The organism is Sphingomonas naphthae (assembly GCF_028607085.1).
GTDB classification, from domain to species: domain Bacteria; phylum Pseudomonadota; class Alphaproteobacteria; order Sphingomonadales; family Sphingomonadaceae; genus Sphingomonas_Q; species Sphingomonas_Q naphthae.
Map to the genome: position 1 here is coordinate 748,388 of NZ_CP117411.1, position 22,090 is coordinate 770,477.

Consider the following 22,090-nt stretch of genomic DNA (forward strand, 5'->3'; position numbering starts at 1 on the left):
GAACCTAAGTGTTCTAGACGGTTTCGGGAGGGAACAGGAGAAGGATTCCGGATGCCCCCCAGTGCGACGTTGCGCGGCCTTGTCACCCGCCATGCGATGGCCATCGTTCTGGCGGGCGGCAGAGGCAGTCGGCTCATGGAATTGACCGACATCCGGGCCAAACCGGCGGTCTATTTCGGCGGCAAGACCCGCATCGTGGACTTCGCACTGTCCAACGCGCTCAACTCGGGCATCCCGCGCATCGGCGTGGCGACGCAGTACAAGGCGCACAGCCTGATCCGCCATCTCCAGCACGGCTGGAGCTTCTTCCGGCCGGAGCGCAACGAGAGCTTCGATATCCTGCCCGCCAGCCAGCGCGTGTCGGAGGACAATTGGTATCTCGGCACCGCCGACGCGGTGTACCAAAACCTCGATATCATCGAGAGTTACGGCCCGAAATACATCCTGATCCTGGCCGGCGACCATATCTACAAGCAGGATTATGGCGTGATGCTGGAGGAGCATTGCGACACCGGCGCCAGCGTGACGGTCGGCTGCGTCGAGGTGCCGAGACTGGAGGCGAGCGCCTTCGGCGTGATGCATGTCGACGAGAATGACCGGATCATCGACTTCCTCGAGAAACCCGCCGATCCGCCCGCCATGCCCGGTCACCCCGAATCCGCGCTGGCCAGCATGGGCATCTACGTCTTCGAGACGAGCTTCCTCGCCGAGGTGCTGCGCGAGGATGCGGCCGACCCGACCAGTTCGCACGATTTCGGCAAGGACATCGTCCCCAAGCTGGTGCGCGACGGCAATGCGCGGGCGCATCACCTGAGCAAATCGGCGCTCCGCTCCGCTTCCCATGCCGAGCCCTATTGGCGCGACGTGGGCACGCTGGATGCCTATTTTGCCGCCAATATCGATCTCACCAACACGGTCCCCGAACTCGATCTCTACGATCGCGAGTGGCCGATCTGGACCTATTCCGAGATGACCGCCCCCGCCAAATTCGTCCATGACGAGGATGGGCGGCGCGGCGAGGCGATCTCCTCGCTCGTGTCGGGCGACTGCATCGTCTCGGGCGCGGCGCTGCGCCATTCGCTGCTGTTCACCGGCGTGAGGGTCAACAGCTTCTCGGCGATCGAGAATGCCGTGCTGATGCCGCGCGTGCATATCGGGCGATCGGTGCGGCTGAAGAACGTCATCGTCGATCGCGGCGTGGAAATCCCGTCGGGGCTTGTCGTCGGGGAGGATCCGGTCGAGGATGCGCGCCGGTTCCGTCGCACCGAAAATGGGGTCTGTCTCATTACCGCGAAGATGATCGAAGCGTTGAAGAGCTGATGCCTTTCATGCTGCTGTCGGTCGCGTCCGAACTCTATCCGCTCGTCAAGACCGGCGGCCTCGCCGACGTCGCCGGTGCGCTTCCCGCCGCTCTGGCGGCGGAGGATGTGGCGGTGACCACGCTGATCCCCGGCTATCCCGCCGTGCTGCGCGCGCTGGAGGGCGGGGCGGTCGTCCACCATTATGACGCGCTGATGGGCGGCCCGTCGGACGTGCTGCGCGGCCGCGCGGCGGGGCTCGACCTGCTCGTGCTGGATGCGCCGCACCTCTTCGCACGCGACGGCAATCCCTATCTCGGGCCGGACGGGCAGGACTGGCCCGACAATCCGCTCCGCTTCGGCGCCTTCGCCCGCGTCGCCGCCGATATCGCGGCGGGCCGCGCGACCGATCTTATTCCCGATGCTGTCCAGGCGCACGACTGGCAGGCGGCCCTCACCGCCGTGTACCTGCGCTACGATCCGCCGGGGCGGCGGCCGGGCGTGGTGACGACGATCCACAATCTCGCCTTCCAGGGCATCTTCCCGGCCTATCTGCTGGGCGCGCTCGGCCTGCCCGCCGAAGCCTTCGCGCTCGACGCGCTAGAATATTATGGCTCGATCAGCTTCCTGAAGGGCGGCTTGGTCTTCTCCGACCGCATCACCACCGTCTCGCCGACCTATGCGACCGAGATCATGGAGGCGGAAGCCGGCATGGGGCTCGACGGCCTGCTGGTGACCCGCGCGGCGGACCTGTCGGGCATCCTCAACGGCCTCGACACGGGCGTCTGGGATCCGGCGACCGATCCCACGCTGGATACCCCCTTTGACGCGAGGACGCTCGACCGGCGCGCCGCGAACAAGGCGGCGCTGCAACGGGCTTTCGGCCTGGCGGATGAGCCGCGCGCCTTCCTGCTCGGCTCGGTCGGCCGGCTGACCGAGCAGAAGGGAATGGACGTGCTGCTCGCGCTGCTGCCCGAGCTGGCGGAGGCGGGCGGCCAGTTCGCCCTGCTCGGCACGGGCGATCGCGCGCTGGAAGCGGCCTTTTCCGCAGTCGCCGCGCGCTATCCCGATCGGATCGCGGCGCGCATCGGCTATGACGAGGCGCTCGCCCATCGCATCCAGGCGGGCGTGGACGCCTTCGCCATGCCCTCGCGCTTCGAGCCCTGCGGCCTCACCCAGATGGCAGCGCTGCGCTATGGCGCGGTGCCGATCGTGGCGCGGGTCGGCGGGCTGGCGGATACGGTGATCGATGCCGGCCCCTATGCGCTGGCGCAGGGCGTGGCGACCGGCTTCCAATTCCCCGCCGGCTCGATCCCGGCGATGCGCGCGGCGCTGACGAACGCCAAGGCGCTCTACGATGGCGACCCGGTCACCTGGGCGCGCATCCAGCGCAATGGCATGGCGACCGACGTATCCTGGGCCAGCGCGGCGCGGCATTATGCCGCGCTGTTTCGTCAGATCGCCGCCTAGGCGGTCTTCGCCTTCGCCGCACGCGGCTTGCGCGGCGCCTTGGCGACGGGTGCGGGTGCCTCGGCGGGAGGTGCCGCCGCTGTCTTGCGCCTGGTCGAGGTCTTCACGGGCTTGGCCGTCGGCGCTACCTCTGCCTCCACGGGCGCGAGGTCTCGCGCCGCCTCATGCCAGTGCGCCTCATGTCGCCCGGCCGGCCGCCCCTCTTCCTCCCATAGCGCATAAGCACGCTCCCGGATTTTTTGATCGAGATCCTCAGACATCCACGCAATCCTTTCGCGCTCAAGTCGATTGAGATACGTCGGTTTGACGGGATAGCCGGTCGACCGGTCCACCATCAACCACCTTGTTAGGCCAGCAGTCGGCGTTCCGCTGTAGCGACCAACAGGCTATCGCGCCGCCGCCGCCATCTCGCGATTGCTGGCGACGGCGGCAGCCAGCATCTCTTCGATCAGCCGATCGAGCGCGCCATCGGCGTCCAGCACGTCGAGGCCCTTGCGGGTGCTGCCGCCGGGGCTCGCCACCCGATCGGCCAGCGCGCCGGGGGATTCGCCCGCGCCGGCCGCGAGCAGCCCGGCCCCCTCCACCGTCGCCAGCGCCAGCCGGGCCGACTGGTCGGCGGGGAGGCCGGCGGCGGTGCCGGCTTTCGCCAGCGAATCGATGAAGCGGAAGAGGAAGGCGGGGCCGGAACCGGCCAGCGCCGTCACCTGATCGAACAGCCCCTCGTCGACCCATTCGACCAGCCCGAGCGGCGCCATCAGCGCCTCGGCGATCGCGCGGGTCCTGGCGTCCAGCCCGTCGCCGTGCAGCGCCACCACGCCCTTGCCGAGCGCGACGGGGGTGTTGGGCATGGCGCGCAGCACCGGGCCGGCGGCGGGGAAACGCGCGCGCAGCGAAGCGGTCTCGACACCGGCGAGGATCGATACCAGCAATGTCTCCGGCCCGATCATCGGCGCCAGCAGCGGGGCGACCTGATCGAGCATCTGCGGCTTTACCGCCAGCATCACCATCGCCGGTACCGGGCCATCGGGCGGCGGCGCGGTGAGGACGGTGATCCCCTCGCCCATCGCGGCGCCGCTCCTGCGGATCACGGTCACCTCGCGCGGATCGAGCCCGGCGGCCAGCCAGCGCGACAGCATCGCCCCGCCCATATTGCCCGCGCCCACCAGCCACACGGGGCCTTCGAGCGCGAAGCTCATGCCTCGCCCTGCGTCTCGATCAGGGCGGCGGCGATCGCCTCCTGCGGGCTCTTGTCGCCCCACAGGACGAACTGGAAGACGGGGTAGAAACGCTCGCATTCGTCGATCGCGGCTTCGATCAATGTCTCGGCCTGTTCGATCGTCAGCACGCCCTCGTCGCGCCCGTCCAGCAGCGCGGCGTGGCGGAACACGATCATCCCGCTCGACGACCACAGCTCGAAATGGCCGATCCAGAGCTGTTCGTTGATAAGGCCGATCGCCTCGTAGATGGCGGCGCGCTTGTCGGCGGCGACCCGCACGTCGGGCAGCGCCAGGAACTGGAGGACGTCATCCTCGTCGCGCCAGATCGCGCGCAGCTCATATTGCGTCCAGCTGCCCTGGAAATTGGCGACGATCTCCTCGTCGGCGATCCGCTCGTGCGTCCAGCCATGTGCCTCGAAATGCTGTTCCAGCATATCGATCGCCGCGCCGGCCTCTCGCCCGCCGCTCTCTTCGTCCAGCATCACGCCACCCCAACCATGGCGATCGTGGTGGGCGAAGGCCGGCGCGCCCGCAAGGCGGGGGTCGCGCCGGCGCGGAAGAAGATGTGGATAATGGTGGTCAGGCGGACGGCCCCGGATTGTCCGCCGTCGGGGCCGACGTCGCCTCGCTGGCGTTCGCCTTGGCCTTGCCCTCCAGCGCGTCGAGCCGCGCCTTCAGCGCCTCATTCTCGTCGCGCGCGGCGGCGGCCATCGCCTTGACCGCCTCGAATTCGTCACGGCTGACGAAATCGAGCCCGCCGATCCACTCGCGCGCCTTGTCGCGCGCGCCGGCCTCGGCCTCGCGGCCCATGCCCGCCACCGTACCGGCGACGCCGTTGAACATCTTCACCATGTCGTCGAACAGGCGGTTTTCGGTCTGCATGGGGACTCTCGGGCTCCGTGAAGGGATGGTCGCTTAAAAATGGCCCCGACAGGCCGTTCTTTCAAGGTTCGGGCGGGGCCGGGCGCGTTAGCACGCTGTTAACCCTCTTCCTTCATCATCGCGACATCCCCAACCACCCGGAGTCGCATCCCCCGTGTCCGTGTCCCGTTTTACCTCGGCCAATATCGACGCCGGCGGCATCCGCCAGGCGATCGGCACCGCCGCGCAGCGGACCGGCGTCGATTTCACCTACCTCTACGCCCAGGCCAAGAGCGAGAGCGGGCTCAACCCCAACGCCAAGGCGGGCAATTCAAGCGCAGGCGGACTCTATCAATTCATCGACCAGAGCTGGCTCGGCATCCTCAAGCAGCATGGCGCCGAACATGGCCTGGGCTGGGCGGCGGATGCGATCAAGCGCACGTCGTCGGGCCGCTGGACAGTCGATGCCGATCAGCGGCAGGCGGTATTCGCGCTGCGCAACCAGCCCGAGGCCTCCGCGCTGATGGCGGCCGAATATGCCAGCGACAATGCCGATGGCCTGCAAAAGACGCTCGGCCGCGTGCCCAACGGCACCGACCTGTATTTCGCGCACTTCCTGGGGCTGCAGGGCGCCAGGAAATTCCTCGCCTGCGATCCCGACAGCTGCGCCGCCAGCCAGTTCCCGACCGAGGCGCGCGCCAATCGCGGCATCTTCTACACCAAATCCGGCGAGCCGCGCACCGTGGGGCAGGTTTACGAACTGATGGGCAACAAGCTGGTCAAGGCCGCCACCGGCTCCGGCGACGCCCCTCCGCCCGCGCCAATGGAAGCGCCGACGCTGCAATATGCCGATGCCGCGCTGGATGGCGCCACGCCCGCATCGGCCGACGGCCCCGACATCGCCGCCCGCTTCGCGGCGCTGGGCCAGGCCAAGATGGATGTCCTCCGCCCGACCCCGGCCAACGCCAAGCTGGCCTATATGATGTTGCAGAGCGCGCTGATCGGCTGATCCGCGCGCTGTCCTAAAGCGTCGTCGCCTTGAACGTGTCGCACTGGGCGGGGTCGCCCGAATCGAGGCCGCGCTTCAGCCAGGCCATGCGTTGGGCTGAAGTGCCGTGGGTGAAGCTCTCGGGGACCACCGCGCGGCCGGCGGATTTCTGGAGGGTGTCGTCGCCGATGGCATTGGCGGCGCGCATGCCTTCCTCGATGTCGCCGGGTTCGATCCGGTCGCGGTTCTTCGCGGCCCAGACGCCAGCGAAACAATCGGCCTGCAATTCCATCCGCACCTGAAGCTGATTGCCCTGCGCCTCGCCCACGCGCTGCTGGTCGCGGCGCACGCCCTCGGCGATGCCGGTGAGATATTGGACATGGTGGCCGACTTCGTGGGCGATCACGTAATTCTGCGCGAAATCGCCGGCGGCCTTGAAGCGGTTGGACAGCTCATCGAAGAAACTGGTGTCGAGATAGACGCCCTGATCGCTCGGGCAGTAGAACGGCCCCATCGCCGACTGCGCCTGGCCGCAGCCCGACGCGCCCGTCTCCGAATAGAAATTCAGGCGGGGCGGCTGGTAGGTCTGGCCGTTGGCCTGGAAGATCTTTGCCCAAGTATCCTCGGTCGAGGCGAGCACCTGGCAGCTGTGCTTGCGCGCCGGGCTGGCGTCACAGATCTGCTTCGCGCCCGCGGGCGTCGTCTGCTCCTGCGGGCTGGTGCCGACCTGGCTGCCGCCGCCGATCAGCGACAGCGGATTCATCCCGAAGATGAACATGCCGATCACGACGACGATGATGCCGCCGATGCCAAACTTGCTGCCGATCAGGAAGAGCAGGCCCAGCCCGCCGCCCCCCATGCCGCCACCGCCGCCGCGCCCGGCCTCGCCGACATTGTCGCTGGTCCGATAATCGTCGAGCCGCATCATTTCATCCCGAATGGGGCCAGAGCGGCCGGAACAAGCATCTGAATGCTTCGCTTGTGGAACGGTTGCATGTTTGGCAGCGTCTGGGAAAGCACTTCCAAGGACACCCCTGTAGATGACGCGTACCAAGACCATCGTTCCCGGCCTGCTCGCGCTGGCCGCGCCGGCGCTCGTCGGCGCCGCCGCTGCGCCGGTTGCCAAACCCGGTCGCCTGCCGGCCAGCGTCGTGCCGATCCACTACGACATGCGGATCGATGCCGACGCGAAGGCGATGACGTTCAAGGGCGAGGAGACGGTGACCGTATCGGTCGCGAGCCCGGTCATGGCGATCGTGCTGAACGCGGCGGAACTGAGCATCGGCACGGTGCAGGTGGATGGCGCGCCGGCCAAATTCGCGACCGACGAGGCCGCGCAGACCCTGACGATCCGGCTGACGAAGCCGGTGGCGGCGGGCACGCACAAGGTGTCGATCGGCTGGACGGGCAAGATCAACCAGTCCGCCGCCGGGCTGTTCGCGGTCGATTACAACGACAAGCGCGGTGCCCAGCGCCTGCTCGTCACCCAGTTCGAACCGGCCGACGGCCGCCGTTTCGCGCCGATGTGGGATGAGCCGGGCCGCAAGGCGACCTTCACGCTGTCGGCCTATGCGCCGAAGGGCGAGATGGCCTTCTCCAACATGCCGGTCGAGCGGAGCGAGACGCAGGCCGACGGCCGCGTGCTGATCAGCTTCGCCAAGACGCCGAAGATGTCGAGCTACCTGCTGTTCCTCGGCATCGGCGACATGGAGCGTCGGGCGAAGAAGGTCGGCAATACCGAGATCGGCGTCATCACCCGGCGCGGCGCGCTCGATCAGGGCGATTACGCGCTGGAATCGGCCGCCCGCATCCTGACCTATTTCAACGATTATTTCGGCACGCCCTATCCGCTGCCGAAGATGGACATGATCGCGGCGCCGGGCTCCAGCCAGTTCTTCTCGGCGATGGAGAATTGGGGGGCGATCCTCTATTTCGACCGCGCCGTGCTGGTCGATCCGAAGGTGTCGAGCGAGAACGACCGGCAGAATGTGTTCGGCACCGTCGCGCACGAGATGGCGCACCAATGGTTCGGCGATCTGGTCACCATGGACTGGTGGGACGATCTGTGGCTGAACGAGGGCTTCGCCTCGTGGATGGCGGGCAAGGTCGCGGCCGATCTCAACCCCGACTGGAATGTCGACGCGCAGGATATCGCGGCCGCCAAGCAATATGCCTTCAGCCTGGATAGCCGGACCGGCACGCATCCGATCGTGCAGCGGATTACCTCGGTCGAGCAGGTCAACCAGGCGTTCGACGCGATCACCTACCAGAAGGGGCAGGCGGTCATCCGCATGCTCGAAGGCGCGGTCGGCCCCGATGCCTTCCGCGAGGGCGTGCGCGGCTACATGGCCAAGCATAAATATAGCAACACCGTGACCGACGATCTTTGGGCATCGGTGGCGCTGGCGGCGGGCAAGCCGGTCAAGCCGTTCATGGATAGCTTCACCCTCCAGCCGGGCGTCCCGCTTATCAAGGTCGGCGAACCGGGCTGCGTGGGCGGCAAGACGAATTTGCCCTTAAGCCAGGGCCGCTTCGCGACCGACAAGGCCACCAACCTGCCGCAGACGTGGATCGTGCCCGTCGCGGCGAAGCTGGGCGAGGCTTCGCTGCTGACGGACGTGTCGGGCGCGAAAGGCGCGAGCCCGGCGCTGGCAGGGTGCCCGGCCACCCCGCCGCTCGTGAACCCCGGCCAATATGGCTATTACCGCACCCTCTATGCCGACAGGCATATGGCGGCGTTGACGGCGTCCTTCGCGTCCCTCCCGCCGATCGATCAGGTGGGGCTGATGGCCGACGGCCATGCGCTTGGCACCGCCGGCTATGCCCCGCTCGCGCGCTTCCTCGCGCTGGTCGATGCGATCCCGGCGGATGGCGATCCGCTGGTGTGGCGCTACGCGGCGGGCCGGCTGGTCGAGTTCGACACGATGCTGAATGGCGATCCGGCGCAGGCGGCGTTCCGCGCCAAGGCGATCAAACTTCTGGACCCGCAGTTCGCCAGGCTGGGCTTCACCCCGAAATCGGGCGAGGCGCCGGCGGCCAGCCAATTGCGCGAGGGGCTGATCGCGGCGCTCGGCGGGCTGGGGGACGACAGGGTCATCGCCGGCAGCCGCAAGCTGGTCGCGGGCGGGCTGGACGACATTCCGGCGGCGATCCGCGCGGCGGTGGTGGGCGTCTATGCCAGCAACGCGACGGCTGCCGACTGGGATCGCCTGCGCGCCATGGCCAAGGCTGAGACAAACCCGCTCGCCCAGCGCGACCTCTATTCGCGGCTCGGCAGCGCCAAGAACCCGGCGCTGGCCGACAAGGCGCTGGCGCTCGCGTTGACCGACGAGGCGAGCGTGCCCAATCGGGCGAACATCATCGCCTCTGCCGCGGCGGCGCATCCCTTCACCACCTTCAACTGGGCGGTGGCGCACAAGGATCAGGTGGAGGGGCTGGTGGAAGCGAGCGCCCGCCGCCAATATATCCCGCGCTTGGCCTCGCGGGGGGACACGCTCGCGCTGGCCGATCGCTTGCGGGCCTTCGCGATCAAGACGATCCCGGCCTCCGATCGCCTCTATGCCCAATCGACCGAGGCGGGCATCCGCTATGCGTCCGAAGTGCGCGTCCGGTCGCGAGCGGCGCTGGCCGCCTGGAGTGGAAAGGACTGACCATGGCCGAAGCCGATCGCCCCCACCGTCGCCGTTCCGCTCAATCCGATACCGCGCTGCCGCTGCCCGATACGGTGGCGCTGGTGTTACAGGGCGGCGGCGCGCTCGGCTCGTTCCAGGCGGGCGTCTATGATGCGCTGTCCGGGGCCGGGATCGAGGTGGACTGGGTCGCCGGCATCTCGATCGGCGCGGTCAACGCCGCGATCATCGCCGGCAATCCGCCCGAGCAGCGGGTCGCGAAGCTGAAGACCTTCTGGGATCGGGTCGGGTCGGGCCAGCCAGCCTTCCCGATCTGGAACATGAACGATCTCGGCCGCGAATGGCTGCACGAATGGTCGGCCGGTCTGGTGACGATGACGGGCGTGCCCGGTATGTTCGCGCCGCGCTTCCTGCCGCCCAACATGATGCCGCCCGGCTGCGACGCGGCGCTGAGTTTCTACGACACCACCCCGCTCAGGAAGACGCTCGACGAACTCGTCGACTGGGATCTGCTCAACAGCGGCAAGACCCGGCTGTCGGTCGGCGCGGTCGAGATCAAGAGCGGCAATTTCCGCTTCTTCGACACGACGCGGGAGCGGATCGACGCGCGGCACATCATGGCCTCCGGCGCGCTGCCGCCGGGCCTGCCGCCGGTGGAGATCGACGGCTGCCATTATTGGGATGGCGGCCTGGTCTCGAACACGCCGCTCGCCCATGTGCTGGGTCAGCAGCCGAGCGATCTGCTGGTGTTCCAGGTCGATCTCTTCTCTGCCTCCAACGAATTGCCGACGACGATCATGGACGTCATGGCGCGGGCCAAGGAAATCCAGTTTTCCAGCCGCACCCGGCAGGTCTCCAGCCTGCTCCTGAAACAGCGCAACGAGCGCCAGATGGTGGCGCGCCTGCTCGACAAGCTGCCGCCGGAGATGGCGGAGGATGCCGACGTGAAAGCGCTGCGCGAACTGACGCGTGACCATTCGGTCAACCTCGTCCAGCTCATCTACCGCGCCAATGCGTGGGAGGGCGGATCGCGCGACTATGAATTTTCCGCGCGCACCATGGCCGAGCATATGGCCGCCGGCCGCGCGGCGGTGGCCGACACGATGACCCATTCGGGCCTGCTCGCGCGCAACATCCTCGACGGGCAGACCGCCTCGTTCGATCTCACCCGCAAACCCTGATCCAGCCTCACGGAGTTTTCCCCATGTTCCTGACCGGCAAGACCGCGCTCATCACCGGCTCCACCTCGGGCATCGGCCTGGCCTATGCCAAGGCGCTCGCCGCCGAGGGCGCCCATATCGTCATCAACGGCTTCGGCGACGCCGACGCGATCGAGACCGAGCGCAAGGGGCTGGAGGCGACCAGCGGCGCCAGGGCGCTCTATTCGGGCCACGATCTCACCAAGGTCGACCAGATCGAGGCGATGATGGCGGAGGCCGCCACGGCGTTCGGCGGGGTCGATATCCTCATCAACAATGCCGGCGTCCAGCATGTCGCCCCGGTCGATGAATTTCCGGTCGACAAATGGGATCTCATCATCGCGCTGAACCTGACGAGCGCCTTCCACACCACCCGCCTCGCTCTGCCGCACATGAAGGAGAAGAAGTGGGGCCGGCTGATCCAGACCGCCTCGGCCCACTCGCTCGTCGCCTCGCCGTTCAAGTCGGCCTATGTCACAGCCAAGCACGGTCTGGCGGGCTTCACCAAGACCGTGGCGCTGGAGACGGCGACCTTCGGCATCACCGCCAATTGCATCTCCCCCGGATATGTGTGGACGCCGCTCGTGGAAAAGCAGATCCCCGATACGATGAAGGCGCGCAACATGACCAAGGAGCAGGTGATGAACGACGTGCTGCTGGCCGGCCAGCCGACCAAGCAGTTCGTCACCGCCGAGCAGGTCGCGGCGATGGCGCTGTTCCTCTGCCGGGACGAGGCGGCGCAGATGACCGGCGCCAACCTTTCGGTCGACGGGGGCTGGACCGCTCAGTGACAATTTGGCGGCGCCTGTGCCCGATGGCGATCGGGGCCGCCCTTCTCGGCGGGTGTGGCGGGGGAGGGGGCGGCGACCGGCCGGCCTCGGCCGCCGACCGCGCGCCTGAACGCAACCGCGACGAGGCCGCCTCGGCAAGCGACTGGCGCTCGATCGCGAGTGACAATGATCGCCGCCGCCTGCGCAACTGGCGGCAGGCTTGGGAGGAGGTGCTGGCCACACTCGGCACCGATCCGCGCGTGGCCAGGGAAGGCGCCTTGCTCAGCCCGGACGTGGCGATGACCGGCGTGCTGCCGCCCGTGGGCGATTATCGCTGCCGGGTCATCAAGCTGGGCTCGCAGGCCAGAGGCGGGCTCGATTATGTCGCCTACCCCAGCTTCAATTGCCGCATCGGGCGAACCGGCGGCGTGGCGTTGTCGCTGCTGAAGCTGACGGGGTCGCAGCGGCCGGTGGGGCTGCTCTATCCCGACAGCGACCAGCGGCTGATCTTCCTCGGCACGATGGTGTTGGGCGACGAGACCCGCGCGCAGAATTACGGCCGCGATCCCGAACGCGACATGGCCGGGCTGGTCGAACGGATCGGCCCGCAGAGGTGGCGGCTGGTGTTGCCTTACCCGCGTTGGGAATCGAAGCTGGACGTAATGGAACTGGTGCCGACGGACGGGTGAATGGGTTGCCGTGCTCCTGCCTTCGCAGGAGCACGTAAGGTCTTCGACTTACTCGTCGGCGCGCGTGTCGTTGCTGGGGTCGAGCTGGCGGGCGTAGCGGGCGCGCTTGCGCTGGGCCTGGCCCATGCGGACAGGCTCGGGCAAGGTGAGGAGCGCGATATAGCCCTCGTGCTTCTCGTCGAGCAGGCGGAAGCGTTGCACCGCCGCCGTGTCGAATTCCTTGGCGCTCACGCCGCGGTTGAGGTTGGTGTCGGCCAGCGAGACCGGCTGGCGGATGTCGAAATAGCCGTAGCGGCCGCCGGGCGACATGTCCGCGCCCTTCTCGCCCTTCCTGGGCTTGCCCTGAAAGTCCATCGCGCGGACTTCGGGGGCGACCTGCGTCTCGTACCGCTCCATCTCGGTCGGATCGATCTCGCCGTCATGATTCACGTCGAGCGTGGTGAAGAAGCGCATCGCGTCCTGCCGGAATTCCGGCATGGTCAGGCGCCCGTCCCTGTTGGTGTCGGCGGCCTGGAACCAGAGCGTATCGGGGGAGGGGCCGCCGGGCGTCGGGCGGAAGGGTTCGCCCATCGGGCTGAAGAAGGTGCCCTTCAGCTGCCACGGCGAAGCAGGCGGGCCGGCGGGCGTATCAGCCGCCAGCGCGGGTGAGGCAATGACGCCGAGAAGGACCAGAGCCGGCAAAACACGCATGACACACCCCCGATGGCGCCCGCGCGATGCGGACAAGGCACCGTCAGCTTTGCGCCACCCCGCGCAGGATTTCCAGTGGAAGCGGCTTACCAGGTGCGGACGCGGGCCGTATCGACGTGGACGAAATTGTCCTTGGGGTAGAAGCCGACGCCGCCGCGCTGCATGTTCACCGCCACCTGGCGGAGCGTGGCGAGGGGGACGCCCGGCATGTAGATGTCGGTCGCCTTGCCCAGCATGTGCTGGCTCTTGGTGGCGACGCCTGTGTGGGCGCCGCCTTTTGCGCGCAGCGCCGCGTTGGTGTTGGGCGAGCGATAGCCCGAGATCACGTCGAACGACTTCTTCGGATCGAGTTCCAGCTTGGTGCGGATCGCGACCAGCAGGTCGATCAGGTCTGCATCCATCCGGGTCTGCTCGCCGGTGCGCCAGTCGCGCAGCGCGTGGTTGATCTCGGCCAGACCCTCGCTGTCATAGCCGATGCCGGTGGTGTAATAGCGGGCGTCGAACCGTTCGTTGGTGTGGACGTTATGGAAGGCGATGCGCCGTTCCGGCAGGGCCGCGAACGCCTTGCCGCCGCCCAGAAGAGTCGCCGCCGTCAGGCCCAGCATCCCACCCAGCAGCCCACGACGGCTGCAACCCGCATCCTGCATCTATTGATCCCGCTCTGGAGCGAAACGCGGCCTTGCCGCGTTGCCCATCATTGCCCACGACCTATTTACGGGAGCGCACGCTTGAAAAGAAGTTATGTTGCAAGAGCTTGTCTCTCCCTTGCCTCGCTTTGTCTCATTGGCGGTGCAACGATCGCCGCGCAACCGCAGGCGGCGTCCCCCGAAATCCTGTCGTTACAGGTCCAGCTCGATCGATTGGGATTCGGGCCGGGCGTGATCGACGGCAAGAAAGGCATGTCGCTGGCGGGCGCGCTGCGCGGGTTCCAGAAGGCCAACGACCTGAAGGTGACGGGCGAACCCGATCCCGCCACGATCGACGCCATCAAGGCGAAAGGCGCGGTGCCGGGCGTGATCGAGGTGACGTTGACGGCGGCGATGTTGGCCGGCCCGTTCCACGCGATCCCCAAGAAGGAGGGCGATCAGGCCAAGCTGCCGGCGCTGGGCTATGCCAATGCGATGGAGAAACTGGGGGAGATGTTCCACACCACCCCCGCCGCGCTGATCGCGCTCAACAGCCCGCAGACGCGGGTCGGGGTGGGGGCCAAGATCAAGGTGCCCAACGTGCTGGCCGCCGAGCGCAATTACGATCCCGAACTGAAGCCCGACTGGCGCCAGACGCTCGACATGCTCAACGTCTCCTCCGCCCAGCCGAAGGCGGCGAAGATCGTCGTCGACAAGTCCGATGGCGTGCTGATGGTGTATGACGAGGGCGACAAGCTGATCGCGCAATTCCCGGCGACGATGGGATCGGGCCACGATCCGCTGCCGATCGGCAGCTGGAAGATCAACGGCGCGTCCTACAATCCCACCTTCCACTACAATCCCAAATTGTTCTGGGATGCCAGCTCCAGCGACAAGAAGGCGCTGCTGCCGCCCGGGCCGAACGGGCCGGTCGGTGTGGTGTGGCTCGATCTGTCGAAGGAGCATTATGGCATCCACGGCACGCCCAAGCCGGAGAATATCGGCCGCACCGAAAGCCATGGCTGCATCCGCCTGACCAATTGGGATGCGGCGCGGCTGGCGATGATGGTGAAGCCGGGCACGCCGGCGATCTTCCAGCCATGAACCGCCTGGGCTTCGCGCTGATCCTCGCCTTCCTGGTGATCGGCGGGGGCTTCTGGCTGCTGGTGGACAAGGGGTCGGCGCCCGCGCCGGCCCCGATCGTGGCGCCGGCGCAAACGGTGCCGGCCGCCGCGGCGCCCGGGGTGGCGCGGGCGGGCCCGAGCGGGCTGATCGTGCCCGTCGCAGGCATCGCCCCCGCGCAACTCACCGACACGTTCGGCGACGAGCGCGGCGACGGCACGCGCGGGCATGGCGCGATCGACATCATGGCCCCGCGCGGCACGCCGGTGCTGGCGGCGCAGGCCGGCACGGTGGAGAAATTGTTCGAGAGCGAAAATGGCGGCCACACCATCTACCTCCGCTCGGGCGACGGCGCGACGGTCACCTATTACGCCCACCTCGACACCTATGCGACCGGCCTGGCCGAAGGGCAGAGGGTGACGCAGGGCCAGCAGATCGGCACCGTCGGCTCGACGGGCGATGCCTCGCCGGATGGGCCGCACCTCCATTTCGAGGTGAAGCTGATGGCGCCGGGGCAGAAATGGTATGAGGGGACGGGGGTTAACCCGTATCCGCTGCTGGTGGGAAAGTGAGGCCGGTTTAGCGGCCCAGTCGCACCGGCCCAATCCTCATCGGGACGGCGGGCGGGAAGCGGCACATCGATCATCAGCGCGGCGCAGACCGCCAGCGCCACCCGCACCGGATCTTCCGACGCCCGCCATCGATCGCAGATCGACCCCGCCGGTTACGATAACACCGACACCGGAGATCATGGAACTCCGCCTACGGCGAACGTCAGCCAGACCCAGGGCGCGCGGCTTACCCCTGCGGCGGCACCACCACCTCGTCCGCCGGCTTCTCCGCGTTGAGGCCGTGTTTCATCAGCATCGGCACGTTGGCGATGGCGAACAGGAAGGTGGCGGGCATAGCGCCCCAGAGCTTGTAGCCCAGCCAGAAATCGGTCGTGCTGGTCCGCCATACCGCTTCATTGGCGGCGGCCATGACGATGAAGAACAAGGCCCAGTTGCGTGACAGCAGCACCCAGCCGCGCCCGTCCAGCCCCGGATAGGCGCTGCCCAGCGCCAGCTTGAGCGTGGGGCGGCCGGTGGCGAGGCCGAACCAGAGGATGCCCGACACCATCAGATAATAGAGGGTCGGCTTCACCTTGATGAACCAATCCTGCTTCAGCCAGATCGTCAGCCCGCCCAGCACCAGCACCATCACGCTGGAGAACCATTGCATCGGTGAGATGTGGCCGAAGCGGAGGCGCGACACGATCATCGCCACCGCCGTCGCGGCCATGAACACGGCGGTCGCGGCGAAGATGTTCTTGCCCGTCAGCGTATAGGCCAGAAAATAGATCGCGAGCGGCCCGAGATCGAGCGCGAGGCGGACCAGCGGCGGCGGATCGGTGCGCGTGCTGGCGGGGGCGGTGGCGGACGTGGGGGCGGGGCTCATCGCGCGATCCGCTCGACGCCGGCGATGGCCCTGGCGACTTCCTCGGGCGCGAAGGGGCGCAAATCGTTGATCGTCTCGCCCACGCCGATGGCGTGGATCGGCAGGCCGTATTTCTCGGCCGCCGCGACCAGCACGCCGCCGCGCGCGGTGCCGTCGAGCTTGGTCATGACGAGGCCGGTCACCCCCGCCTCGCGCCCGAACACCTCGATCTGCTTGAGCGCGTTCTGCCCGGTGGTGGCATCCAGCACGAGCAGCACGTTATGCGGCGCCGCCGCGTTGAGCCGACCCAGCACGCGGCGGATCTTGGACAGTTCGTCCATCAGCCCCGCCTTGTTCTGGAGGCGGCCTGCGGTGTCGACGATCAGCACGTCGGTGCCCTGCTCGGTGCCGCGCTTGACCCCCTCGAACACCAGGCTGGCGGCATCGCCCCCCTCGGCGCCCGATATGATCGGCACGCCGATGCGGTCGGCCCACACCTTGAGCTGGCCGATCGCGGCGGCGCGGAACGTGTCGCCCGCCACCAGCATCACCGAATAATCCTGCTCGGTGAGCGTATGCGCCAGCTTGGCGATGGTGGTCGTCTTGCCCGATCCGTTGACCCCGATCACGAGGATCACCTGCGGGCGGGGGAAGGCGTCGATCATCAGCGGTTTCGCGACGGGGCGGAGGATGTCGGCGACCTCCTCGGCCACCACCTTGCGCAGCGCCGCCTCTGTCACGCCCATCGCGAACCGCTCGCCCTCCAGCCGGCCGCGTACCCGCGCGGCGGTGGCCGGGCCGAGGTCGGAGGCGATCAGCGCCTCCTCGATCTGGTCGAGCGTGTCGGCATCGAGCGCCGCCTTGCCGAACAGCCCGTCGAGATTCTCGCCCAGCTTCTCGGACGTGCGGCGGAAACCGCCGAACAGGCGCTCCGTCCAGGATGTGCTCATGCGGGGGTTCCGATCAAAGTGTCGTCCTGGGTGGTGTGGATGCGGGTATCGACGATCGTGCCGGGTGGGGCCGGGCGATCGAGCGTGACGCGGGCAAAGTTCCCGGCGTGGCCCGAAGTTCCGCCACGCTCGACCAGCACGCGCTGGGTGCCGCCGACGAGGCCGGCGAGCCATGCGTCGCGGCGGGCGGTGGCCTTCTCGCGGAGCGCGCGGGCGCGGGCGAGGATGATCTCGCGGGTGAGCTGCGGCATCCGCGCGGCCGGCGTGGTGGCGCGCGGCGAGTAAGGGAAGATGTGCGCGTGGACCACGTCGCAATCGTCGAGCAGCGCCAGCGTGTTGGCGGCCATCGCGTCGGTTTCGGTGGGGAAACCGGCGATCAGGTCGGCGCCGATCGCGATATCGGGGCGGCGGGCCTTGAGGCGGGCGACCAGCTCTACCGCCTGCGCGCGGCTGTGGCGGCGCTTCATCCGCTTGAGGATCATGTCGTCGCCCGCCTGGAGGGAGAGATGCAGGTGCGGCATCAGCCGGGCCTCGCCGGTGACGAGATCGATCAGCCGATCGTCCAGTTCGACCGCGTCGAGCGAGGATAGGCGCAGGCGGGGCAGGGCGGGCACGTCGCGCAGGATGCGCTCGACCAGATGGCCGAGCGTGGGGGTGCCGGGCAGGTCGGCGCCGTAGGCGGTGACGTCGACGCCGGTGAGTACGACCTCGCGCGCGCCCGCGTCCGTGGCGGCGGCGATGCGGGCGATCACGTCGTGCGGGGCGATCGATCGGCTGGGGCCTCGGCCGAGCGGGATGATGCAGAAGGTGCAGGCATGGTCACAGCCGTTCTGGACCTCGATGAAGGCGCGGGTGTGGGCTTGAGCCACAACATCCCCGCTCGTCCTGAGCGCAGTCGAAGGACGTGCCCCAAACGGCCCGCGTGCCTCACGCCCTTCGACGTCGCTCAGGGCGAACGGGGAAGGATAGGCTTGAGCTTCCATCTTGCGATGATTGGCCACCACATCCGCCACCTCCGCCATCGCCCGAAACGTCTCCGGCTCGGTCGAGGCCGCGCAGCCCGTCACCACGATCCGCGCGTCCGGCCGCTCGCGCGCCGCCTTGCGGATCGCCTTGCGGGTCTGGGCCAGCGCCTCGGCGGTCACCGCGCAGCTGTTCACCACCACCAGATCGTCGCGCGCGCCCAGCATCGCCGCGATCGCGTCGCTTTCGGCGATGTTCAGCCGGCAGCCGAGCGTGACGACCGCCATTCAGCCGAACCGCGCGAGATCGGCGTCTGCGGTGAAGACGTGGGTGGCGGGGCCGGTCATGCGGATCGGCCGGCCGGGCGCCCAGTCGATCGTGAGCGACCCGCCGGGCAGCGCCACCTCGACCGGGCCGTCCACCAGACCGGCGCGGATCGCCGCCACCGCCGTCGCGCAGGCGCCGGTGCCGCACGCCTGGGTCAGCCCCACGCCGCGCTCCCACACGCGCAGGCGGATCAGCCCGCGCGACACCACGGTGGCGACGTTGACGTTGACCCGCTCGGGAAAGATCGGGTCATGCTCGATCTCCGGCCCGATCCGCTCCAGTTCGACCGCGTCGGTATCGGGCACGAAGAAGATGACATGCGGGTTGCCCACATTCACCGCCGCCGGATTTTCCAGTTGCTCCCACGCCAGCGGCATGAACGCGGTGTCCATCGCATAGGCCAGCGGGATCTCGCCCCAGCCGAAGCGGGGCGCGCCCATGTCCACCGTCGCCTGCGCGCCATCGGTATCGCCGGTGAGAAGGCCGCCCAATGTCTCGATCGTGCCGCCGCCGATCAGCAGCGCCACGCAGCGCGAGGCATTGCCGCACGCCTCGACCTCGCCGCCGTCGGCGTTCCAGATCCGCATCCGCACGTCGGCGATCGTGGAGGGCTCCATCACGATCAGCTGATCGCAGCCGACGCCCGTGCGGCGATCGGCGATCGCGCGCGCCTGCGCCGGCGTCAGCGCCAGCGCATCGGCGCGCGCGTCGATCACGACAAAATCATTGCCCAGACCGTGCATCTTGTGGAAGCGGAATGCCATGGCGCGCGATCTAGGCACGACGGGCTCCCAAGTCCACCAAGAGGCGGAGGCCGTGTTGCACTTCTGGCTGGCGGAGGTGCCGCCGGAGAAGCGCTTCGCCCGCGACGACGCGCTCGACGCCGAATGCGCCGCGCGTTTCGGGGCGCTTCGGGATGCGGTGGTGGCGGGTCATGCGTCGGGTTGGCGGCGCTCGCCCCGGCCGCTGCTGGCGGCGATCGTGCTGATCGACCAGTTTTCCCGCAACATTTTCCGGGGCAGCGCACAGGCTTTCGCCGCCGATCCGCTGGCGCGGGCGCTGGCGGGCGAGGCGCTGGCGAAGGGCTGGGCGGATCGCTTCACGGCGGAGGAGCGGCAATTTCTGTGGATGCCCTTCATGCATGCCGAGCATCTCGATACGCAGGTCCGCGCGCAGGCGCTGTTCGCGTCCGTGGGCGCCGATGCGGCGGCGTTCGCCCGCGCCCATGCCGCCCAGATCGCGCGGTTCGGCCGGTTTCCGCAACGCAATAGCGCACTCGACCGGGCAACCACCGCAGCGGAAGAAGCGTTCATCGCCAACCCTGCCAATCACTTCTGAGGGAAAACGGCCGAAATCCGGTGTTTCCGCAACATTACGACACATCCATTCCAGCGAATTGCGGGGCGCGGAAACGCCGATCATGCTAAGAGGCTGTTGCAGGGCAGCATGAAAGATCGCGCATGGAGTATCGCTCGCTCGCCGACCTGAACGACACGGTCTGCCGCCAGATCGACCGGATTCCGCCGGACGTGTCGCTGGTGGTCGGGGTGCCCCGCAGCGGGCTGCTGGCCGCCAATCTGATCGCGCTCAACCTCAATCTGCCGCTGCTCGATCTGGAGGCGTGGCTGCATGGGCTGGCGCCGCATGTCGGCCGCACGGTGCGATCGACGATGAAGGCGCGCGATCGGGAGCGCGTGCTGGTGGTGGATGACAGCATCCTTTCCGGCGAATCGATGGTGACGGTGCGCGAGCGGGTGGCGGCGGCCAGGCCGGATGCCGACGTGTTGTATTGCGCGGTCTATGGCGCGGGCGGCGATCACCCGGAAGTCGATCTCACGCTGGAGAGCGTCGCCCACCCCCGCATCTTCCAGTGGAATCTGATGCGCCACAACCGGCTGGCCACCGCCTGCTTCGATATCGATGGCGTGCTGTGCGCCGATCCCGAGCATCATGAGAATGACGACGGGCCGCTCTACGAACAGTTCGTGCTGAACGCCCGGCCGCTGCTGGTGCCGGGGGTGCGGATCGGCCATCTCGTCACCAGCCGCCTCGAACGCTTCCGCCCGCAGACCGAGGCGTGGCTCGACGCGCGCGGCATCGAATATGACCGGCTGTGGATGATCGACCTGCCGACCGCCGAGGAGCGGCGCCGGCTGAAGGCGCATGCGCCGCACAAGGCGCGGGTCTATCGCGAGACGGGCGCCTGCCTGTTCGTCGAGAGCGAGGACCGGCAGGCGCAGACGATCGCCGAACTGAGCGGCCTGCCGGTGCTGAGCATCGAGGGGCAGAGGATGGTGTGGCCGGATGGATCGGGCGCCGCCTCCCGCCGCCGCCACGCGCAACGCTGGACCAGCCCGGCTCCGGCCGCGCGCACCCCCAAGGCGATGGCCGCGCGGATCGCCAGGGTGGCGCTGGGGCCGGCGGGCTATGCGGCGCTCAAGGGCTTCGTTCGCGGCGGAGCCAGCAAGGCGACATCGTAACAACACGGCCATGCTTCTGCCTCCCCAGGGGCATGGCGCGTATGATCCACACCCGCCCCTTGGCGGATGCCCCCATTGCGCCTATCTTCTCAACCGGATCGAAGGAGTTTTTCCAGCTTGCTGCTGCGTGCCCGCCCGTACATCATCAAGGGCGACGAGGCGCGGGACCGCCGCGACTGGCCCGCCGCCGAAGCCGCTTACGAGATCGCGCTGCGCCGCGAACCCAAGCGCCCCGGCGTGTGGATGCAATATGGCCATGTCATGCTGGAGACCGGCCGCCCGGACAAGGCGCTGGAGGCATACACCCGCGCCGACCAGCTTCGTCCCGGCACGGTCGACAGCAATCTGTGCATCGGCCACGCGCTGAAGAATCTCGGCCGGCTGGAGGATGCGCACGCCGCGTATTCGCGCACGCTGGAGATCGAGCCCGATTATTATCCGGCGCTGCGCGAGCGGGCGCGGGTCAGCCCCCGCCCGGCGGACTTCACGCCCGACCGGCTGAATTATGTGATGCTCGGCACCACCGGGCTGTGCAACGCCTCCTGCCTGCATTGCCCGACCGGCAAGGATTCGACCGCGCACGTCCCCCGCATCCCGATGGCGATGCCGCTGTTCCGCAAGATCATCGACGAACTGGCCGACATGGGTCTGCCGATCATGGGCCAGATCGCCTTCGGCCTGTTCGGCGACGGCCTGGTCGATCCCTTCGTGGTCGAGCGGGTGCGCTATGCCCGCGAGAAACTGCCGCATGTGCCGATCTCGGTGAACAGCAACGCCGCCGCCTACGATCCCAAGAAACATGCCGTGCTGGCCGACATCCCCGGCGTCATCATCGGCCTGCACAGCGAATCGATCGTGCCGGAGACGTTCAATCACCTGATGGCGCCGCTGCGCCACGAGCGGGTGATCGTGAAATATGAGATGATCATGGCGCAATTCCCCGGCCGGGTGCACGCCTCCATCCCGGTCAGCCGCGCCAATCTCGACGAGGTGCAGCAGACGAAGAAATGGTTCGAGGATCGCGGCGCCGCCAACGTCATCATCGTGCCGCTGATGAGCCGCTGCGCGACCGATCTGCGCCTGTTCAACCAGATTTCGATCTCGCCCGAGATCAACCGCTGCGGCCCCTCCGCGCTGGAGGATCTGGCGATCGACTGCGACGGGCTGATGCTCGCCTGCTGCCAGGATTTTCGCCGCACCGAGCCGATCGGTAACCTCAAGACGCAGAGCTTGCGCGAGGTGATCTACGGCGAGGTCCGCCGAGACAGAATGCGCGCCTTCGAGGAGGGGCAGCACGACACGTTCGACAGCTGCTCGAAATGCTATGGCGACCGGATCGACGCGATCGAGCGCGAGATGGCGCTGGTGTGATCGTTGGGGATGGCAAGTGCCTTG

At 68.0% G+C, this 22,090-nt stretch carries 23 protein-coding genes; 12 read left to right on the top strand and 11 right to left on the bottom strand.

Features of this window, described 5'->3' with window-relative positions; translation table 11 throughout:
- Nucleotides 1–51 precede the first annotated feature (51 nt).
- On the top strand, nucleotides 52–1,320 hold the full coding sequence (gene glgC / locus PQ455_RS03500) for a glucose-1-phosphate adenylyltransferase (protein WP_273689241.1): 1,269 nt from the start codon (nucleotides 52–54) through the stop codon (nucleotides 1,318–1,320).
- Entirely contained in the window at nucleotides 1,320–2,768 is a 1,449-nt protein-coding gene (gene glgA, locus PQ455_RS03505; RefSeq protein WP_273689242.1) for a glycogen synthase GlgA, read from the top strand. Before glgC ends, glgA begins: the two co-directional genes overlap by 1 nt.
- Here the strand turns inward: glgA and PQ455_RS03510 are convergent.
- From PQ455_RS03510 to PQ455_RS03525, 4 genes are all read right to left on the bottom strand, one after another.
- A complete protein-coding gene (locus PQ455_RS03510) occupies nucleotides 2,765–3,103 on the bottom strand; it encodes a DUF2934 domain-containing protein (RefSeq protein ID WP_273689244.1) in 339 nt (112 codons plus the stop codon). The two genes, glgA and PQ455_RS03510, sit on opposite strands and share 4 nt — an antisense overlap.
- Before the next feature lie 51 nt (nucleotides 3,104–3,154).
- Nucleotides 3,155–3,964 carry a pyrroline-5-carboxylate reductase gene (gene proC, locus PQ455_RS03515; protein WP_273689246.1) on the bottom strand — a complete coding sequence of 270 codons (810 nt, stop codon included), beginning with the start codon at nucleotides 3,962–3,964 and terminating at the stop codon, nucleotides 3,155–3,157.
- A complete protein-coding gene (locus tag PQ455_RS03520) occupies nucleotides 3,961–4,467 on the bottom strand; it encodes a type III secretion system chaperone family protein (protein WP_273689247.1) in 507 nt (168 codons plus the stop codon). The genes proC and PQ455_RS03520 overlap by 4 nt, the downstream gene beginning before the upstream one ends.
- A 97-nt stretch (nucleotides 4,468–4,564) precedes the next feature.
- On the bottom strand, nucleotides 4,565–4,867 hold the full coding sequence (locus PQ455_RS03525; protein ID WP_273689249.1) for an accessory factor UbiK family protein: 303 nt from the start codon (nucleotides 4,865–4,867) through the stop codon (nucleotides 4,565–4,567).
- A 154-nt stretch (nucleotides 4,868–5,021) separates the two neighbouring features.
- Between PQ455_RS03525 and PQ455_RS03530 the strand changes: the two genes are divergently transcribed.
- Nucleotides 5,022–5,855 carry a transglycosylase SLT domain-containing protein gene (locus PQ455_RS03530; protein ID WP_273689251.1) on the top strand — a complete coding sequence of 278 codons (834 nt, stop codon included), beginning with the start codon at nucleotides 5,022–5,024 and terminating at the stop codon, nucleotides 5,853–5,855.
- A 13-nt stretch (nucleotides 5,856–5,868) separates the two neighbouring features.
- Here the strand turns inward: PQ455_RS03530 and ypfJ are convergent, their stop codons facing one another.
- Complete coding sequence (gene ypfJ, locus PQ455_RS03535) at nucleotides 5,869–6,759, bottom strand: KPN_02809 family neutral zinc metallopeptidase (RefSeq protein ID WP_273689253.1); 891 nt, start codon at nucleotides 6,757–6,759, stop codon at nucleotides 5,869–5,871.
- Between the two features lie 115 nt (nucleotides 6,760–6,874).
- Here ypfJ and PQ455_RS03540 point away from each other — a divergent pair, with 115 nt between their 5' ends.
- The 4 genes from PQ455_RS03540 to PQ455_RS03555 are packed head-to-tail and all read left to right on the top strand — an operon-like array spanning nucleotide 6,875 to nucleotide 12,121.
- Nucleotides 6,875–9,484: a M1 family metallopeptidase gene (locus PQ455_RS03540; protein ID WP_273689254.1), complete on the top strand. Its 2,610-nt coding sequence runs from the start codon at nucleotides 6,875–6,877 to the stop codon at nucleotides 9,482–9,484.
- 2 nt (nucleotides 9,485–9,486) lie between these two features.
- Nucleotides 9,487–10,644 carry a patatin-like phospholipase family protein gene (locus PQ455_RS03545; RefSeq protein ID WP_273689257.1) on the top strand — a complete coding sequence of 386 codons (1,158 nt, stop codon included), beginning with the start codon at nucleotides 9,487–9,489 and terminating at the stop codon, nucleotides 10,642–10,644.
- Between the two features lie 23 nt (nucleotides 10,645–10,667).
- Nucleotides 10,668–11,453: a 3-hydroxybutyrate dehydrogenase gene (locus PQ455_RS03550; RefSeq protein WP_273689259.1), complete on the top strand. Its 786-nt coding sequence runs from the start codon at nucleotides 10,668–10,670 to the stop codon at nucleotides 11,451–11,453.
- 23 nt (nucleotides 11,454–11,476) lie between these two features.
- Nucleotides 11,477–12,121, top strand: a complete 645-nt coding sequence (locus PQ455_RS03555; RefSeq protein ID WP_273689261.1) for a DUF4893 domain-containing protein — start codon at nucleotides 11,477–11,479, stop codon at nucleotides 12,119–12,121.
- A gap of 48 nt (nucleotides 12,122–12,169) precedes the next feature.
- Here the strand turns inward: PQ455_RS03555 and PQ455_RS03560 are convergent, their stop codons facing one another.
- Both PQ455_RS03560 and PQ455_RS03565 read right to left on the bottom strand, forming a co-directional pair.
- Nucleotides 12,170–12,811 (bottom strand): EF-hand domain-containing protein, encoded by a 642-nt coding sequence (locus tag PQ455_RS03560; protein ID WP_273689263.1) that lies wholly within the window; start codon nucleotides 12,809–12,811, stop codon nucleotides 12,170–12,172.
- Nucleotides 12,812–12,897: 86 nt separating this feature from the next.
- Nucleotides 12,898–13,458, bottom strand: a complete 561-nt coding sequence (locus PQ455_RS03565; RefSeq protein ID WP_420542826.1) for a peptidoglycan L,D-endopeptidase MepK — start codon at nucleotides 13,456–13,458, stop codon at nucleotides 12,898–12,900.
- 135 nt (nucleotides 13,459–13,593) lie between these two features.
- On the opposite strand from PQ455_RS03565, the gene PQ455_RS03570 reads away from it, so the two are divergent.
- Complete coding sequence (locus tag PQ455_RS03570) at nucleotides 13,594–14,541, top strand: L,D-transpeptidase family protein (RefSeq protein WP_273691217.1); 948 nt, start codon at nucleotides 13,594–13,596, stop codon at nucleotides 14,539–14,541.
- Entirely contained in the window at nucleotides 14,538–15,131 is a 594-nt protein-coding gene (locus PQ455_RS03575; protein ID WP_273689265.1) for a M23 family metallopeptidase, read from the top strand. Before PQ455_RS03570 ends, PQ455_RS03575 begins: the two co-directional genes overlap by 4 nt.
- A 226-nt stretch (nucleotides 15,132–15,357) precedes the next feature.
- Here PQ455_RS03575 and PQ455_RS03580 read toward each other — a convergent pair whose 3' ends face one another.
- The 4 genes from PQ455_RS03580 to dapF are packed head-to-tail and all read right to left on the bottom strand — an operon-like array spanning nucleotide 15,358 to nucleotide 18,979.
- Complete coding sequence (locus PQ455_RS03580; RefSeq protein WP_273689267.1) at nucleotides 15,358–15,996, bottom strand: inner membrane-spanning protein YciB; 639 nt, start codon at nucleotides 15,994–15,996, stop codon at nucleotides 15,358–15,360.
- On the bottom strand, nucleotides 15,993–16,925 hold the full coding sequence (gene ftsY, locus PQ455_RS03585; protein ID WP_273689271.1) for a signal recognition particle-docking protein FtsY: 933 nt from the start codon (nucleotides 16,923–16,925) through the stop codon (nucleotides 15,993–15,995). Before ftsY ends, PQ455_RS03580 begins: the two co-directional genes overlap by 4 nt.
- Complete coding sequence (gene mtaB / locus PQ455_RS03590; protein WP_273689272.1) at nucleotides 16,922–18,175, bottom strand: tRNA (N(6)-L-threonylcarbamoyladenosine(37)-C(2))-methylthiotransferase MtaB; 1,254 nt, start codon at nucleotides 18,173–18,175, stop codon at nucleotides 16,922–16,924. The genes ftsY and mtaB overlap by 4 nt, the downstream gene beginning before the upstream one ends.
- Nucleotides 18,176–18,979 carry a diaminopimelate epimerase gene (gene dapF / locus PQ455_RS03595; RefSeq protein WP_273689273.1) on the bottom strand — a complete coding sequence of 268 codons (804 nt, stop codon included), beginning with the start codon at nucleotides 18,977–18,979 and terminating at the stop codon, nucleotides 18,176–18,178.
- On the opposite strand from dapF, the gene PQ455_RS03600 reads away from it, so the two are divergent.
- From PQ455_RS03600 to PQ455_RS03610, 3 genes are all read left to right on the top strand, one after another.
- Nucleotides 18,978–19,553, top strand: coding sequence for a DUF924 family protein (locus PQ455_RS03600; RefSeq protein ID WP_273689275.1), 576 nt, complete (start codon nucleotides 18,978–18,980; stop codon nucleotides 19,551–19,553). The two genes, dapF and PQ455_RS03600, sit on opposite strands and share 2 nt — an antisense overlap.
- 122 nt (nucleotides 19,554–19,675) lie before the next feature.
- Nucleotides 19,676–20,695: a phosphoribosyltransferase gene (locus PQ455_RS03605; protein ID WP_273689277.1), complete on the top strand. Its 1,020-nt coding sequence runs from the start codon at nucleotides 19,676–19,678 to the stop codon at nucleotides 20,693–20,695.
- Between the two features lie 117 nt (nucleotides 20,696–20,812).
- Nucleotides 20,813–22,066 (top strand): tetratricopeptide repeat protein, encoded by a 1,254-nt coding sequence (locus tag PQ455_RS03610; RefSeq protein WP_273689280.1) that lies wholly within the window; start codon nucleotides 20,813–20,815, stop codon nucleotides 22,064–22,066.
- Nucleotides 22,067–22,090: the final 24 nt, after the last annotated feature.